This window comes from Teichococcus rhizosphaerae (assembly GCF_002631185.1).
GTDB classification, from domain to species: Bacteria; Pseudomonadota; Alphaproteobacteria; order Acetobacterales; family Acetobacteraceae; genus Pseudoroseomonas; species Pseudoroseomonas rhizosphaerae.
Window position 1 is genome coordinate 65,876 of the sequence record NZ_PDNU01000012.1, and the last position, 16,658, is coordinate 82,533.

Annotated in this window: 12 protein-coding genes; 9 read left to right on the forward strand and 3 right to left on the reverse strand. The window is 73.6% G+C overall.

Annotated elements, in window-relative coordinates; all coding sequences use genetic code 11:
* Nucleotides 1–88: 88 nt before the first annotated feature.
* Entirely contained in the window at nt 89–1,927 is a 1,839-nt protein-coding gene (rpoD, locus tag CR162_RS08905; RefSeq protein WP_099095193.1) for an RNA polymerase sigma factor RpoD, read from the forward strand.
* A 57-nt stretch (nt 1,928–1,984) separates the two neighbouring features.
* On the opposite strand, the gene CR162_RS08910 is transcribed toward rpoD, so the two are convergent.
* On the reverse strand, nt 1,985–2,740 hold the full coding sequence (locus CR162_RS08910) for a 2-keto-4-pentenoate hydratase (RefSeq protein WP_099095194.1): 756 nt from the start codon (nt 2,738–2,740) through the stop codon (nt 1,985–1,987).
* 170 nt (nt 2,741–2,910) lie between these two features.
* Between CR162_RS08910 and CR162_RS08915 the strand changes: the two genes are divergently transcribed.
* From CR162_RS08915 to CR162_RS08950, 8 genes are all read left to right on the forward strand, one after another.
* Nucleotides 2,911–3,387 carry a chemotaxis protein CheW gene (locus CR162_RS08915; protein ID WP_218014864.1) on the forward strand — a complete coding sequence of 159 codons (477 nt, stop codon included), beginning with the start codon at nt 2,911–2,913 and terminating at the stop codon, nt 3,385–3,387.
* A complete protein-coding gene (locus tag CR162_RS08920; protein ID WP_099095196.1) occupies nt 3,387–4,847 on the forward strand; it encodes a CheR family methyltransferase in 1,461 nt (486 codons plus the stop codon). Before CR162_RS08915 ends, CR162_RS08920 begins: the two co-directional genes overlap by 1 nt.
* Nucleotides 4,847–5,494 (forward strand): chemotaxis protein CheW, encoded by a 648-nt coding sequence (locus CR162_RS08925; protein ID WP_099095197.1) that lies wholly within the window; start codon nt 4,847–4,849, stop codon nt 5,492–5,494. The genes CR162_RS08920 and CR162_RS08925 overlap by 1 nt, the downstream gene beginning before the upstream one ends.
* Nucleotides 5,495–5,498: 4 nt before the next feature.
* Nucleotides 5,499–7,166, forward strand: a complete 1,668-nt coding sequence (locus tag CR162_RS08930) for a methyl-accepting chemotaxis protein (RefSeq protein WP_099095198.1) — start codon at nt 5,499–5,501, stop codon at nt 7,164–7,166.
* A 70-nt stretch (nt 7,167–7,236) separates the two neighbouring features.
* On the forward strand, nt 7,237–9,498 hold the full coding sequence (locus CR162_RS23080) for a hybrid sensor histidine kinase/response regulator (RefSeq protein ID WP_099095199.1): 2,262 nt from the start codon (nt 7,237–7,239) through the stop codon (nt 9,496–9,498).
* A gap of 2 nt (nt 9,499–9,500) precedes the next feature.
* Entirely contained in the window at nt 9,501–10,565 is a 1,065-nt protein-coding gene (gene cheB, locus CR162_RS08940; RefSeq protein WP_245870216.1) for a chemotaxis-specific protein-glutamate methyltransferase CheB, read from the forward strand.
* Complete coding sequence (locus CR162_RS08945) at nt 10,565–12,301, forward strand: response regulator (RefSeq protein WP_099095201.1); 1,737 nt, start codon at nt 10,565–10,567, stop codon at nt 12,299–12,301. Before cheB ends, CR162_RS08945 begins: the two co-directional genes overlap by 1 nt.
* Before the next feature lie 12 nt (nt 12,302–12,313).
* Nucleotides 12,314–14,194, forward strand: coding sequence for a response regulator (locus CR162_RS08950; RefSeq protein ID WP_099095202.1), 1,881 nt, complete (start codon nt 12,314–12,316; stop codon nt 14,192–14,194).
* A gap of 58 nt (nt 14,195–14,252) precedes the next feature.
* Here the strand turns inward: CR162_RS08950 and CR162_RS08955 are convergent, their stop codons facing one another.
* Together CR162_RS08955 and fabG are read right to left on the reverse strand one after the other, a co-directional pair.
* The gene (locus CR162_RS08955) at nt 14,253–15,851 is read right to left on the reverse strand and encodes a GMC family oxidoreductase (protein WP_245870218.1); all 1,599 of its coding nucleotides are present in this window, start codon (nt 15,849–15,851) and stop codon (nt 14,253–14,255) included.
* A gap of 11 nt (nt 15,852–15,862) precedes the next feature.
* The gene (fabG, locus tag CR162_RS08960) at nt 15,863–16,651 is read right to left on the reverse strand and encodes a 3-oxoacyl-ACP reductase FabG (protein ID WP_099095204.1); all 789 of its coding nucleotides are present in this window, start codon (nt 16,649–16,651) and stop codon (nt 15,863–15,865) included.
* Between the last annotated feature and the right edge of the window lie 7 nt (nt 16,652–16,658).

The window sequence follows — 16,658 nt, forward strand, 5'->3', positions numbered from 1 at the left end:
GCAGGCTGCGGCCCGTGGGCCGCCAGGCGGATGCGATACGAAAATGGGGCCTCCCTGGTCCCCCAGCACGAACGAGACAGGTGAATCGATGGACGGGATGTTTACCTACGGCGCGGCGGATCAGGGCGACGCTGAGAACAATGCGGGGCTCAAGGCACGGACGGGCGTCTATGGGGACATCCTGGCGCGGGATGGGCAGGAGGCGGAGCGCGTCGTGCCCGTGCTGAACAATGGCCGCGGCTGGCGTTCCGAGTTCGGCGAGGAGTTCGACAGCCCCGAGACGGTCGATGTCCGCACCGAGGCCGCCGAGGACGAGGCGGCGGAGGAGGACGAGGAGCGCGTGGCCGACCCGGACGACGCGCGCGAGGAGGCCGGCGAGGACGCGCCCGAGGGCGGCAACGTCAACGAGGCCAGCCTGTCCCGCTCCGACGACCCGGTGCGCATGTTCCTGCGCGAGATGAGCGGCACCGAGCTGCTGACGCGCGACGAGGAGATCGCCCTCGCCCAGCGCATCGAGGCCGGGCGCGACGCCATGCTGGCCGGGCTGTGCGAGAACCCGATGACCTTCCGCCACATCGCCGCCTGGAAGGCGGCGCTGGAGGCGGGGGAGATGCCGCTGCGCGAGGTGGTGGAGTTGGAGGCCATGGCCGCCGACGCCGCGCCCCTGCCGGAGCCCGAGGAGGGCGAGGAGGCCGAGGCTGCGCCGCACGCCACCCTCGACGAGAAGATGAAGCCCGAGGTGCTGGCCGCCTTCACCGCGGCGCTGGCGGCGCATGAGCGGCTGCGCGAGCTCGGCATCGGCACCGAGGCCGCCCGGGAGGAGCGGGTGGAGATGGTCGGCCTGTTCGGCGCGCTGCGCCTGCGCCCGGCGCGCCTCGACCTGCTGGTGGGCGAGGTGCGCGACATGAGCCGCCGCCTGATGGCGCTCGATGGCAGGGCCGTGCGACTGGCGCTGGCCACCCGGCTGGACCGCGACCTGGTGCTGGGCGTCTGGAACGGCAGCGATGCCGGCATGGCCGCGCTGCTGGAGGCGGCGCAGAAACTGCGCACCAGCTCCGCCAAGCGCGAGGTCGCGCTGCGCGAGCTGCGCGAGGGGCTGCCCGAGATCCGCGCTGCCGTCGCCAAGCTGGAGGCGGAGAGCGGCCTGCCGGTGCAGGAGCTGCGCCGCGTCTGCGCCGAGGTGGGCCGTGGCGAGCGCGACATGCGCAAGGCGAAGGAGGAGCTGACGCGCGCCAACCTTCGCCTCGTCGTCCACATCGCCAAGCGCTACCGCAACCGTGGCCTGATGTTCGGCGACCTGATCCAGGAGGGCAACATCGGCCTGATGCGCGCGGTGGACAAGTTCGACTGGCGCCGCGGCTTCAAGTTCGCCACCTACGCCACCTGGTGGGTGCGCCAGGCCATCACCCGCTCCCTGGCCGACCAGGCGCGCACCATCCGCGTCCCCGTCCACATGACGGAGACGGTGGGCAAGGTGGCGCGCATGAGCCGCCGCTTCGCCCAGAAGGCGGGCCGCGAGCCGACGCCGGAGGAGCTGGCGGCCGAGCTCGGCATGTCGGTGGACAAGGTGCGCGCCGTGCAGCGCCTGGCGCGCGAGCCGGTGAGCCTCGAGAACCCGATCGGCGAGGATGACGATGGCCGCCTCGGCGACTTCATCGAGGACGAGAACGCGGTGATCCCCTTCGAGGCGGCGGCGCGCTCCTCGATGCGGGACGCGACCATGCGCATCCTTTCCGACCTGACGCCGCGCGAGGAGCGCATCCTGCGCATGCGCTTCGGCATCGGCGGCGAGAACGACCACACGCTGGAGGAGGTCGGCAAGACCTTCAACGTGACCCGCGAGCGCATCCGCCAGATCGAGGCCAAGGCGCTCAAGAAGCTGCAGGTCTCGAAGCGCGGCAAGTCGCTGCGCTCCTTCCTGGCCTGAGGGCGCGGCGGCGCGGGAAGGAGGCTTTCCTCCCCGCGCCTCCTCCTTCGCGCGGCCTCAGACGATCGCCGTCTCGACCGTGCCGGCGTTGCGGAAGGTGGCGCGCACCCGGGTGCCGGGCGGCACCAGCAGCAGGCCCGTGCAGCTGCCCGTGGTGACCACCATGCCGGCCTTCAGCCCGCCAAGGCGCCGCGCGCCCTCATTGGCCAGCCATTGCAGCAGCCGGATCGGCTCGCCCGCCGTGTTGCCGCCGACATGCTCCACCGCCACCTTGTCGTTGAAGGTGAGGCGCACCGGCTCGTTCGGCGGGTCGATGTGCCGCCAGGACTCCAGCGCCGGGCCCACCACCAGGGCGCCATGGTTGATCTGGTCCGCCACATGGCTCAGCGGATCGGTGCTGTTCAGCGCCTTGAAGCGCGTGTCGACGATCTCGATGATGGGGTGCAGGCTGGCCACGGCCGCCATCACCTCCTCCCGGCTGTAGGGCTTCTCGCGGGGCGGAAGGTCCGCGCCCAGCCGGAAGCCGATCTCCGCCTCGATGCCAGTGATGTTGAAGGCGGCCGCGGAAAAGGGCGTGTCGTCGAAACGCAGGTCGCGGGTGTTGAGGGGGGCGCAGCCGGGCATCGCCTCGGGCGTCGCGGCGCCCACCTTCCATCCGCCGATCGGCCCCAGCGCCTCGGCGACGAGGGCCTGGATGGCCACCGCCTCCTCCTGCGTGGCCGGACGCGCGCCCTCGGGCAGCGCCGCCAGCCATTGGCGGCTGCGGCGTGCCTCCAGCAGCGCGGCGGCCGCGGCAGCCAGATCTGTGGCCATGGGCGAAATCTCCGGAATGTTATGCCGCATCCTGCCGCGCCCACGCTGCGGGGTCGAGGGGGACAGGTTGGCGGGCGATACAACCAGTGGTAACCCGGTCCGTGCGGCAAGAACTCTCAATCGTGAATCGGCGTGCCATGGCGGCTCCTCCTGCGGATCATTACGTCGTGATGCGCCTGGGCAGCAGGCGCTGCGCCCTGACGCGCGCCGCCGTGCGGGAGGTGCTGCCGCTGCCCCGCCTGTGGCGGCCGCCCGGGCTGCCGCGCCCTCTCGCGGGCTTCATGAACCTCGCCGGCGAGGCGGTGCCGGTGCTGGACCTGTCCCGCCTCTTCGGCCTCGCCATGGCCGCCGAGGCGGAGGACGCGCTCTACCGCCACCTGCTGCTGATCGGCGAGGCGGGGGAGGCACCACTGGCCCTGCTGGTGGACCGGGTGCTGGACATGCAGCGCATTCCGGCCGAGCGCCTGCGCCCCGTGCCGCCCGAGGCGACGCTGAACGGCTGCGCCGTGGCCGAGATCGAGACGCCGGAGGGCTTCATCCACCTGCTGGCGGCCGGCCGCATCCTGCTGGCGCAGGAAGCCGCCGCGCTGGCCACGCTGCGCGAGGGCGCGCAGTCCCGCCTGGCCGAGTGGGAAGGTGCCGTGTGATGGCCGCGCCCGCCGGCCCCTTCGCCGCCACGCTGCTGCCGGACGCGGATTTCCGGGCGCTGAAGGCCGAGATCGTCGCCCGGACGGGCCACCACTACTACCTGGACAAGGATGACCTGCTCTGGGAGCGGGTACGCCGCCGCCTGCAGGCCACGGGGCTGGCCGGGGCGGGCGCGTATCTGGCGCGGCTGCGCGACCTGGCGCTCGGGGAGGCGGAGTGGGCGGCGCTCGAGGCCGAGGTCACCATCGGCGAAACGTTCTTCTTCCGCTACGCCGAGCAGTTCGCGGCGCTGGGCGAGACGATCCTTCCCGCCCTGCTGGAGCAGGCGCGGCCGGAGGGGCGGCTGCGCATCTGGAGCGCCGGCTGCGCCAGCGGCGCGGAGCCCTATTCCGTGGCGATCCTGCTCGGCCAGTTGCTGGGCGAGGCCCTGCCCGATTGGCGCCTCTCGATTCTCGGCACCGACCTGAACGAGGCGGTGCTCCGGGCGGCCCGGCAGGCGCGCTTCAGCCGCTGGGCGCTGCGCACCCTCTCGCCCGAGGCGCTGCAGCGCGACTTCATCCCGTCTGCCGATGGCCGCCACTGGCTGCTGCGCTCCCGGCACCGCGCCATGGTGCGCTTCGAGCGGCACAACCTGCTGAGCCTGCTGGACGGCAGCTCGCCGCTGCAGTTCACCGACTACGACCTGATCCTTTGCCGCAACGTGCTGATCTACTTCCACCCCGACATGGTGCTGCGGATTGTCGAGGCCCTGGCGGAGCGGCTGCGCGAGGGGGGATGGCTGCTGCTGGGCCATGCCGAGCCCAATCCGGAATTCGCCAGGTTCCTGGAGGTGGTGAACCTGCCCGGCACCGTGGCCTACCGGCGCCGCGGCGCGGCACCCTTCGCGGAGCCGGCGCCCGGCCCCATGGAAGCCGTGGCGCCGCCCCCGCCCTGGCCGCCCGGCCCCGCCGCGCCGCTCCCCCCCACCGTGGCCCCGCCGCCGCCGGCCCCGCGCCCGGCGCCCCCCGTCCCGGCCCCGGCGGAAGCGCGGGAGGCGGCCGGGAAGCCAGCGCCCGACTGGCTGGAGCGCGCCCGCGCGGCGGCGGACCGGGGCGACCTCCTGGTGGCCCGGCAGGCCTGCGAGGCGGGGCTGGCGGAGCGGCCGCTGGATGCCGCCCTCCACTACTATGAGGGCCTGGTGCAGCGGGGTCTCGGGCAGCGCGCCGCCGCCGGGCAGGCCTTTCGCCGCGCGCTCTACCTGCGCGGCGACTTCGCCATGGCGCATTACCAGCTCGGCCTGCTGCTGCTCGACGAGGGTGAGGCGGCGGCCGGGCGGCGCACCCTCGCCGTCGCCTCGCGCATCGCCCACGCGCTGCCGCCCGACCGCGAAGTGGAGGAGGGCGACGGCATGACCGCCCGGGCGCTGCGCGAGACGGTGCGGCTGTATCTCGGCGGCCTTTCCGCAACGGGGGCCGGCTGATGCCCAACCGCAACGCCGGCGCGCCGCCGCCCTCGCTGCGCGCCCGGGCCGAGCGCCTGATGGAGGAGCGCACGCGCAGCCTGGCCAGCCGCGCCCGGGCGGGCGCGGGCCAGGCATCGGCCGGGCCGGTGCTGCCGGTTCTCGCCTGCGCGGTGGGCGGCGAGTTCCATGCCCTGCCGCTGGGCCTGGCCGTGCAGGTGGTCTCGGCCAGGCCCTGCGCGCCGCTGCCGGGGGCGCCGGCTGCGGTGCTGGGCCTGCTTGGCCGCGCGGGGCAGGTGTTCAGCGTGCTGGATCTGGGCCTGGCCCTCGGCCGCCCCGGCGCCGCGCCGGACAGGGCGGGCGGCGAGGCCGCGGGCCAGGACAGGATGCTCCAGGGGCATGTGGTGCTGCTGCGCCATGCCCCGCGCCGCTTCGCCCTGCGGGTGGACCGCGTGCTGGGCGTGGCCGAGGTCGCGCCGCTCGCCAAGGCGGACCAGCCGGCCGCGGAGCGGATGGTCACGGGCCACGCCCTGCTGCCCCCCGCCCTGCGCCCCAGGAGCTCCGCGCCCGGTCCGGCGGCCGGCGCGCCGCCCCCGCTGATGGGGCTGATCGACCTCGACCGCCTCCTGCAACCCTACCTGTCTTCTCCCGAGACGTCCGGAGCGTGACGCCGTGAACATCGCCAACCGCATCCTCCTGGGCTTCACTGCCATCACGCTGCTGCTGATTGGCCTCGGCCTCTACAGCCTGAACCAGATCAGCGTGGTCACCCGTTCCTCCGAGGTCATCGTCACCCGCGACCTGGCGATGCTGCGCAAGCTGATGGAGCTGCAGGACGCCGAGAGCAGCCTGCAGGACGCCCGCAGCCGCGCCGTGTTGGGCTTCCTGCTGCGCAGCCTGGGCCGCGAGGCGGAGGGCGACGACGCCCCGCCCCAGGTGCCGCGCCATGCCGGCGAGGCCGAGCGCCTGCTGAACGAGATCCAGGCCCTGGCCAGCCAGAACCTGGCCAACTCCGTCTCGCAGGAGCGTCGGGAGGGCTGGCAGCGGATCAACCAGATCATCAGCCAGGCCGCGCTGCCCCTGCGGCAGATCCGCGAGCGCAGCCAGGAGCAGATGCGGCTCATCCAGGGCGGCGGGCTGGAGGCGGTGCAGGGCGTGAGCGCCGCCCTGCTGCCGGTGCGGCAGGACTTCTACCGCCTCATCACCCAGCTGCAGGACACGCTGAACGAGGTGATCAGCACCGGGCAGCGCCGCAGCAACGAGATCTATCTCGACAGCCGCTTCAACGTGATCCTGGTGCTGATCAGCGCGGTGCTGCTCGGCATCATCATCACGGTGCTGATCCGCCGCTCCATCGTGCAGCCGCTCTCGGCCTTCATGGGCTTCGTCGAGCGCGTCGGGCGCGGCGACCTGGGCGGCGCGGCGGCCTCGACCGGGCCCGACGAGCTGGGCCGCCTGGGCGGCACGCTCAACGCCATGGTGGACGGCCTGCGCCAGCTCGCCCGCCAGAGCCGCGAGGCGACCGAGAACCTGAACGCCGCCGCCGCCGAGATCCGCGCCAGCACCCAGGAACAGGCCGCGAGCGTGGAGGAGCAGCTCGCCGCCGTGCAGGAAACCGCCGCCACGGTGGACGAGATCACCCATTCCGGGGTCCAGATCGGCAAGCGCGCGCAGGAGGTGATCGCCTCCGCGCAGGCCACGGCGCAGACCTCCTCCGCCGGGCTGCGCGCGGTGGACGAGACCGTGCGCGCCATGGACGCCATCCGCGAGCAGGCGGAGGCGGTGGCCACCAACATCGTCGCGCTTTCGGAGAAGACCCAGGCGATCGGCGAGATCATCGCGACCGTCAACGACATCTCGGAGCGCAGCCACCTGCTGGCGCTGAACGCCGCCATCGAGGCCGCCGCCGCCGGCGAGCAGGGCCGCAGCTTCGCCATCGTCGCCGCCGAGATGAAGACGCTGGCCGACCAGGCGAAGGAGGCAACCAGCCAGGTGCGCTCGATCCTGGGCGACATCCAGCGCGGCATCAACGCCTCCGTCATGCTGACCGAGGAGGCGGTGAAGCGCGTGGCCACGGGGCGCGAGCGCACCGACACCACCCAGAGCACCATCACCGAGATCAGCGGCCGCATCCAGGAGAGCGTCCACACCTTCCAGCAGATCGTGGCCAGCACCAACCAGCAGCAGCTCGGCATCGAGCAGGTGATGAGCGCGCTGCAGAACATCCGGCAGGCCAGCCAGCAGACGGCGGCCGGCACGCGGCAGCTCGACACGGCGGCGGCCAACCTGTCGCAGCTGTCGCAGCAGCTCGTCGCCCTGGCCGACCGCTACCGGCTCTGAGCGGAGGGCCGCCCATGCGCATGCCACGGGCCGCCCGGCCATCCATGGCCCGACCCTGGGGTGGCGCCGCATGAACGAGCTGCGCCAGGAGCTGCTGGCCGCCTTCGCCATCGAGCACCAGGAGCACCTCCAGGCGATCCGCGCCGCGCTGGCGGCCGCCGAGGCCGGCCAGCCCTTCGACCTGCGCGACATCTTCCGCCGCGCCCACAGCCTGAAGGGCGCCGCCCGCGCCGTGGACCTGCCGGCGGTGGAGGAGCTGTCCCACCGGCTGGAGGCGGTGTTCATGCGGGTGGGGGAGGGCTCGCTGTCCCTGACGCCCGCGAGCATCGCCACGGTGCAGCTCGGCCTCGACGGCATCGAGGGCTATGTGGCCGCGCTGGAGGACAACCCGAGCCCGGAGCCGCCCCGGGCCGCGCTCGGGGCGCTGGAGAAGCTGCTGGAGGCCTCGCGCCCACTGGGGACGGCCACCACCGCCATGCCGGCCGGCACGCCCGCCGCGCCCGAGGCGGAGGCGCCGCCCCCGGGCGGCGGCGCCCACGCCGAGGCGGCGGGGGGCGGGGTGGAATATCTCCGCGTGCGCGTGGAGCATCTCGAGGAGCTCGCCCGGGCGGTCCACACCCTCTCCGACACCCTGTCGCGGCAGGCCGATGTGGATGCCGCCCTGCGCGCGCTGGAGGCCGACATGCGCGGCCTGCGGCGGGAATGGGACAGGCTCGGCCAGTCGGCGGCGCTGGCGGGCCGCGCCGAGGCTGCCGGGGGCGGCGGCAATGGCGGGCGGCTGCGCGACTTCGACCATGAGCTGTCCGCCCTCTTCCGCCAGCTCGGCCACCTCGCGCGGCAGCAGCGCGCCGTGGCGGGAGCGGCCGAGGCCGCCGCCACCCAGCTCCGCGCGCGGGTCGAGCGCATCGCCCTGGTGCCGGCCGAGGCGGTGCTGGGCTCGCTCGCCCGCATGACGCGCGACCTGGTGCGCGAGGCGGGGCAGGACGCCACGGTGCGCATGGAGGGGCTGGAGCTGGAAGCGGACCGCCGGGTGCTCCAGACGCTGAAGGACCCGGTGACCCACCTGCTGCGCAACGCGGTCAGCCACGGGCTGGAGGGGGCGGCGGAGCGCGCCGCCCAGGGCAAGCCGCCGCAGGCCGAGATCGGGCTGCGGCTGGCGGCGCGGGGCGGCCTGCTGGTGCTGACCATATCCGATGACGGCCGCGGCCCGGACCTGGCGCGGATCGAGGCCGTGGCGGTGCAGCGCGGCCTGCTGCCGCCCCGCCCGGCCGACATGCCGCCGCCGCCCGCCGAGCACCTGCTCTCGCTGGTGTTCGAGCCGGGCTTCTCCACCACCGAGACGGCCGATCACCTTTCCGGCCGGGGGATCGGCCTGTCTGTGGTGGCGGAGGCCGCGCGCCGGCTGCGCGGCACCGTGGCGCTGCGCCAGCGCCGGCCCTGGGGGGCGGAAGTCGAGATCGTGGTGCCCTTCTCGGCCGCCCGCCAGCCCCTGCTGCTGGTGGAGGTGGGCGGCGAGACCTATGGCTTGCCGACGCGGGGCGTGGAGCGCCTGCTGCGCCTGCCGGCCGCGCGCATGGAGAGTGTCGAAGGGCAGCCGGTGACACGCATCGAAATCGGCGGACGTGACGTTATTGCCCCCGTGATCGCGCTGCCCACCCTTCTCGGCAGGCCTGCCTCCGCCATTCCGGTGGAGGCCGGGCATCTGAGCCTCGTGCTGCTGCGCAGCGGCGAGCGCCGTTGCGCGCTGGCCGTGGACACGCTGAACGACGTCCGCACCCTGACGGTGGAGGCGCTGGACGCGCCCGGCGCCGAGGCGGAGCTGGTGGCCGGGGTGGCGATGCAGGATGGCGAGCGCCCGACCCTGGTGCTGAGCCCGGAAGGGCTGGTGAGCCGCTGGCTGCGCGACGAGGGGCGGCTGGCCTCGGCCGCGCTCGGCCTGGCGCCGGCGCCGCAGCCCCGCGCCTCGGCGACGATCCTGGTGGTGGACGATTCCATCACCACCCGCACGCTGGAGAAGAGCATCCTGGAGGCACAGGGCTTCCGCGTGGTGCTGAGCGTGGACGGGCTGGACGCGCTGAACCTGCTGCGCAGCGGCGAGGTGGCGGTCGACCTCGTGGTGGCGGATGTGGAGATGCCGCGGCTGGACGGCTTCGGCCTGCTGCAGGCGATGAAGAACGATCCGCGCCTGGCGCCGGTGCCGGTGATCCTGATGACCTCCCGCGCCAGCGCCGAGGATGTGCGGCGCGGGCTCGACCTCGGCGCCGGGGCCTACATCACCAAGCAGAAGTTCGACCAGCGGGAATTGCTGGCGACGATCGGCCAGATGCTCTGACCATGCCTTCCCAGCCCGTTCGCGTCATGATCGTCGAGGATTCCCTGGTGGTGCGTCGCCTACTCGCCCACATCGTCTCGCGCGATCCGCGCCTGACGCTGGCGGCCGCCGTGGGTTCCGCCGAGGAGGCGCTGCAGGAGCTGCCGCGCATCCGCCCGGACGTGATCTCCATGGACATCCGCCTCCCCGGCATGGACGGGCTGGAGGCCACGCGGCGGATCATGGCCGAGCAGCCCACGCCCATCGTCGTCATCGCCGACAGCGTCGAGGACAGCTCGCTGCGCATCTCCATGAACGCGCTGCGCGCCGGCGCGCTTTCGGTGGTGGAGAAGCCGGTGGGGATGGAGACCGGCGGCCATGAGCGGGTGTCGGAGATGATCTGCACCCAGCTCTACATCATGAGCCAGGTGCCGGTGATCCGGCGCCGCATGTCGGCCGCGCGCCTTTCGCGGCCGACGCCGGCGCCGGCGCGGCCTGAGCCCGTGGCGCCGCAGGCGCCCGCCATGCTGGGCATCGCCGCCTCCACCGGCGGGCCGCCGGCGCTGGCCCAGGTGCTGGGCGCGCTCAGCCCGCAATTCCCCCTGCCCGTGCTGCTGGTGCAGCACATGGGCGCCGCCTTCATGGAGGGCTTCGCCAGCTGGCTGGACGGGGTGGTGCCGCTCCGGGTCGGGATCGCGCAGGATGGCGAGGTGCCGCGTCCGGGCCAGGTCTATGTCGCGCCGGGCAACCGCCACCTGCTGCTGGCGCCGAAGGGCGTCCTGCGCGTGACGGCGGACCCGCCGGTGGCCAGCCAGCGGCCGGCGGCCACCTTGCTGTTCCGCTCCATGGCCGGGGCGCTGGGCCCGCGGGGCCTGGGCGTCCTGCTCACCGGCATGGGCGAGGACGGGGCGCTGGGGCTGGCCGAGATGCGGCAGGCGGGGGCCTTCACCATCACCGAGCATGAGAGCACGGCCGTGGTCTATGGCATGCCGGCGGCGGCGGTGCGGCTGGGCGGCTCCGGCCTCAGCCTGCCGCTGCCGCTGATCGGGCCGCACCTGCAGCAGCTTGCCCTCCGGGCCACGCCCTGATGCCGAACCGGCCCGTTCCCCCCGGCACGCCCGTGCTGCTGGTCGAGGATTCCGAGACCCAGGCCCTGCAGATGCGCCGGCTGCTGGAAGGCCAGGGCTTCGCCGTGCGCCGCACCGCCACGGCGGAGCTGGCGCTGGAGGCGCTGAACGAGGCGCTGCCGGCCCTGGTGATCGCCGACTACCACCTGCCCGGCATGAACGGCGACGAGCTGGCCCGGCAGATCCGCCTCAACAGCCGCACCCGCGCCATTCCCGTGCTGATGCTGACGGAGGCGCGCGAGGGCGACCTGGAGCGCCAGGGGCTCGAGAGCGGCGCCGACGCCTATGTGCCGAAATCGGCCGACCGGGACCTGCTGCTGCTGCGCATCAAGGCCCTGCTGCGCCGCCGTGCCGTGGCCGGCCCGGCCGGTCAGGGGCCGGGGGTGGCCGCGTTCCGGCGCGCGCGGATGCTCCTCGTCGATGACAGCGTCACCTACCGCACCTACCTCGCCGGGCTGCTGAGCCGCGACGGCTACATGGTGGAGGCCGTGGGCGATGCCGAGGCGGCGGTGGAAGCGGCGGCCGCGGCGCCGCAGAGCTGGGACTGCGTGGTGCTGAACGCCTTCAGCGCCAGCTTCGACGGCGTCACCCTCTGCGCCCGGCTGAACGCGCTGCGCGCCGCCGCCTCGGGCGGCGCGGGGGACGGGGCGGGGTTCCAGATCGTCGCCCTCGGCAGCGACAGCCCGGCCGAGCGCGAAACGCTGGCGCATGTCTTCGAGGCCGGCGCCGACGACCTGATCCCCGCCATGGCGGAGGCCAAGGTGATGAGCGTGCGCATCCGCGCCGCGCTGCGCCGCAAGCTGCTGCAGGACGAGGACCGCCGCAGCGCCGCCGAGCTGCGCGACCGCGAGCTGGCCATGGAGCGCGCCCAGGCGGAGGCCGCCGCCGCCCAGGCCAAGGCCGCCCTGGCCGAGGCGCTGGCCCGCGCCAACGGGGAACTGGAGGACGCCAACCGCCAGCTGCGCGAAACCCAGACCAAGCTGGTGCAGGCCGCCAAGATGGCCTCTCTGGGCGAGCTGGTGGCCGGCATCGCGCATGAGATCAACAACCCGCTCGCCTTCATCATCGCCCACCAGGGAACGGTGGACCGGCTGCTGGGGCAGATCCAGGCGGGCCTCGGCGAGGACCAGGCGGCGCAGCCTCTGGTCAGCCGCTGCCGCGACCGCTCGCGGTCCATGGCGCTGGGGCTCGGACGGATCCAGGACCTGGTGCTGAAGCTGCGCAAGTTCTCCCGCCAGGACGACGCCTTCCAGCGCGTCAATGTGCCCGACGCGCTGGACACGGTGCTGGCGCTGCTGGCGCACAAGCTGGGCGAGCGCATCATTGTGGAGCGCCGCTACGAGGCGGTGCCGGAGCTGCGCTGCTCGCCCGCGCTGCTGAACCAGGTGGTGATGAACATCGTCAGCAACGCCGCCGACGCCATCCCCGACCAGGGCCGCATCCGCATCGCCACCTCGAACGACGGGGAATTCTATCGCATCGCCGTGACCGACAGCGGCCCGGGCGTGCCGGACGCGCTGCGCGAGCGTATCTTCGAGCCCTTCTTCACCACCAAGCCGGTGGGTTCCGGCACCGGGCTGGGCCTGGCCATTGCCTACAACGTCATCCAGGCGCATGAGGGCACCATCTCGGTCGAGAACGAACCGGCGGGCGGCGCGACCTTCACGGTCAGCGTGCCGATGAAAGCGGGACGCTAAGTTGTGCAGGCGATGAACTTGAACCCACCCGCCACCCTGCTGCTCGTCGATGACGAGCCGGAGATCCTGGTCGCGCTCTCCGATCTGTTCGAGGACGAGTTCCGCGTGCTGACCGCCTCCTCCGGCGCGCGGGGGCTGGAGATCCTGGCGGCCGAGCCGGACGTTCACGTCATCATCTCCGACCAGCGCATGCCGGAGATGACGGGCGACGTCTTTCTCGGCCGCGCGCGGCAGGTCAGCCGGTCCGAGGCCCTGCTGCTCACCGGCTATGCCGACCTCGAGGCGGTGATCAACGCGCTGAACCATGGCCGCATCGCCGGCTACGCGCCGAAGCCGTGGGAGCCGGCGGCGCTGCTGAGCATGGTGCGCAACGCCGCCGAGCGCTTCCGCCTCGCCCGCGCGCTGGAGACGGAGCAGGCGCTGCTCCAGGGCCTGCTGGAATCCTCGGCCGATCCGCTCAGCTTCAAGGATGCGCAGGGCCGCTTCGTGCGGCTGAACGCGGCCAAGGCGGCGGCGCTGTCCTGCCCACTGAACGATTGCCTCGGCCGCGAGGAGGCGGGGATGCTGGAGGGCGTGGCGGCGGCCGCGGCCCTGCGGAGCGCCGATGCGGAGGCGATGGCCCGCCGCCGGGCGGTGGAGACGCTGGAGCAGCGGCAGGAGCCGGGCGGCCCGCCGCGCTGGGTGCGGGTCAGCCGCATCCCGATCCTGGACGGCGAGGGCCGGGCGACGCACCTGGCCACGGTCGAGCACGACATGACCGAGCAGCGCGCGCTGGAGGAGCGGCTGCACCAGGCCGAGAAGATGCAGGCGCTGGGCACCATGGCCGGCGGCGTCGCGCATGACTTCAACAACCTGCTGACGGCGATCCTCGGCAGCCTGGAGCTGCTGCTGCACACCGGCCTGGCGCAGCCGCGGCAGGAGAGGCTGGTGAAGAACGCCATCATGGCGGCCGAGCGCGGCTCCACCCTGACGCAGCGCCTCCTCAGCTTCAGCCGCAAGCGCGAGCTGCAGCTCCGCGCCTCGGACGTGAACCAGCTGGTGGCGGATGTGGAGGACCTGCTGCTGCGCAGCCTGGGCGATGCCTTCACCCTGCACCGCCACCTGGATGAGGGGCTGTGGCCCGCCATGGTGGACCCGGAGCAGTTCGGCCTGGCGCTGCTGAACCTCTGCATCAACAGCCGCGACGCCATGCCGGAGGGCGGCGAGATCTCCATCCGCACCCGCAACGTGACGGTGAGGGAGGAGGAGGTCGGCGATCTCACGGGGGGCGACTATGTGGCCATCGCCGTGTCCGACACCGGCAGCGGCATGCCGCCCGAGGTGATGGCGCAGGCCTTCGAGCCCTTCTTCACCACCAAGGAGGTGGGCAAGGGGACGGGGCTTGGCCTGTCCATGGTGTATGGGCTGACGCGCCAATCGGGCGGCACCACCGTCATCACCAGCGCGCCGGGGGAGGGCACCACGGTGGAGCTGTTCCTGCCGCGGGCGCGGCGGCCGGCGGAGATGCCGGCGCGCCAGGATGGCGCGCCGCAGCCTACCGCCCATCCCGTGACGGTGCTGGTGGTGGATGACGACCCGGCGGTCCGCCGCGTCACCGCCACCTTCCTGTCCGATCTCGGGCACCGGGTGGTGGAGGTGCCGGACGGGGAGGCGGCCCTGCGCATGCTGCGCGAGGAGCCGGGAATCCGGCTGATGGTCTCCGACCTGGTGATGCCGCGCATGAGCGGCGTGGAGCTGACCGAAGGCGCGCGCAGCCTGCGCCCCGCCCTGCCGATCCTGCTGCTGACCGGCTATGCCGATCCCGCCCGCGTGCCCGAGGGCTACCCCGTGCTGCGCAAGCCCTTCCGCCGCGCCGACCTGGCGCAATGGGTGGCCGAGCTGTTGCAGGACTGAGCCGCCGGACGGCGGGCGGCGGCCTGGAGGGCGCGGTTCCCCTCCCTTCCGGCCCGGTTCACCGGCCGGTCCGGATCAGCTCCGCCGCGCGTTCCGCCACCATGATGACGGCGGGCTGGATGTTGGTGGAGGGCACCAGCGGCATCACCGAGGCATCCGCCACGCGCAGCCCGTCCACGCCACGCAGGCGGAGCTGCGGGTCGAGCACGGCGGCATCGTCGGTGCCCATGCGGCAGGTGCCGCAGGGATGATAGACGGTGGTGCCGGCGGCGCGGATATGGGCCAGCAGCGTCTCGTCGTCGTCCTGCCCGTGGGGGGGCGCGAGCTCCTCCTCCACCAGCGCGGCGAAGGGCGGGGTGCGGCCGATGCGGCGGCCGAGGCGCGCGGCCTCCAGCATCACCCGCTGGTCGTTCGGCGCGGTGAGATAGTTGGCGACGATGAGCGGCCTGTCCTCCGGCGCGGGGCTGCGCAGCCGGATCTCGCCCCGGCTGTCGGGGCGGCACTGGCCGAAATTGATCATCATCCCCGGCGTCTTGGGCAGCACGTAGCCCGTGGTGGCGAGGCTGAAGTTGATGAACTGGTACTGCACCTCGGCCTCCTCCGCGCCCGGCGTCACCCGGGCGAAGGCGGTGGCCTCGGTGGCGCCCACCGCCAGGGGCCCGTCGCGCCGCAGGGCGTAGCCCAGCGCCGTCCAGCCCAGCCGCAGGGGGTTCGCCATGATCTCGTTCACCGTGCCGGCCGGGCGGGTGCGGAAGGCGAGGCGCGCGATCAGGTGGTCCTGCAGGTTCCTGCCGACGCCGGGGCTGTGCACCCGCGTCTCGATGCCGAAACCGCCGAGCGCGGCGCCGTCGCCGATGCCGGAGAGCATGAGCAGCTTCGGCGTGGCGATGGCGCCGGCGCAGAGCACCACCTCGCGTGCCGCGTGGAACTCCACCTCGCCCGCGACGCCCTCGCGCCGCGCGGCGACGCCAATGGCGCGGCCATCCCGCAGCAGCACCCGGCGCACGTCGATGCCGGTCAGCACGCGCAGGTTGGGCCGGCTCCGCGCGGGCTGCAGGAAGGCGCGCGCCGTGCTCATGCGCCGGCCGCCGCGCACGTTCATCTGGATCGGCATGACACCGTCGATCGGGCCGTCATTCATGTCGGCGTTGCGCGGCAGGCCGAGCGCGGCGCAGCTCTCGATGAAGGCGGCGGCGCCCTGCGACAGCCTGCGCACCTGGCCCACCGGCAGCGGCCCGCCCCGGCCGCGCGTCTCGCCGGGAGGCCCTTGCCAGTCCTCCATGCGGCGGAAATAGGGAAGCACCTCGTCATAGGACCAGCCGCGCGCGCCGGCCTGGGCCCAGCGGTCGTAGTCGCGCGGCGAGCCGCGCAGAAAGACCAGCCCGTTCACCGAGCCCGAGCCGCCCAGCACGCGGCCGCGCGGCCAGTTGATGCTGCGGCCGTTCAGCTCCGCCTCCGGCTCGGTCGCGAACTTGCAGTCGTAGCGGCCGCTGGCGAACAGCCGCGCATAGCCGGCGGGCACATGGATCCAGATGTCGCGGTCCTCCGGCCCCGCCTCCAGCAGCAGCACCCTGTTGGCCGGGTCCTCGGAAAGCCGTGCCGCCAGCACGCAGCCGGCGGAGCCGCCGCCGACGATGATGTAATCCGCCTCGTCCACGCTGCCGTTCCTCAGGTCATCATCATGCCGCCGGCCACGTCGACGACCTGGCCGGTGACGAAGGAAGCCTCCTCCGAGGCGAGATAGAGCGCAAGGTCCGCCACCTCATCGGGGCGGCCGAGGCGGCGGAGCGGCGTCGCGGCCACCTGCGCCGCGTTGACCGCATCGTCCACCGTGCGGATCAGCGGCGTGTCGATCCGCCCGGGCGCGATGGCGTTGACGCGGATGCCAAAGGGGCCGAGCTCGCCGGCCAGGTGCTTCGTCAACCCGATCAGCGCCGCCTTGGTGGCGGCGTAATGCGCCCCCACCACCGGGGAATAGGTGCGCCCCGCGACGGAGGACATGTTGACGATGCTGCCGCCCCCGGCCTCGCGCATCGCCGGCACCAGCAGGCGGATGGCGTTGAAGCAGCCATTGAGGTTAACGCCGACGACGTGCTGCCATTCCTCCGGCGCCATCTCCCACACCGCGTGCGCGCGGCCCGCATGCTTGGGCGAGATGCCGGCATTGTTCACCAGCGTGTCGAACGGCCCCCCGAGCGAGGCTTCCAGCGCGACGACGGCCTCGGCGAGCGCGGCATGGTCGGCCACATCCGCGCGGGCCGGCGCGGCGCGGCCGCCGGCGGCGCGGATGCGCTCCGCCATGGCGCCGGCCCGCCCCGCATCGGCGTCCAGCACGCCGACATGCGCGCCACGGCGGGCGAAGGCCTCGGCGATGGCGCCGCCGATGCCCTGGCCCGCGCCGGTGACGAGCACGCGGCGCCCCGCATGGCTCGGCCGGCGGGCGAGGTCCTGCTCCATGCCCCGC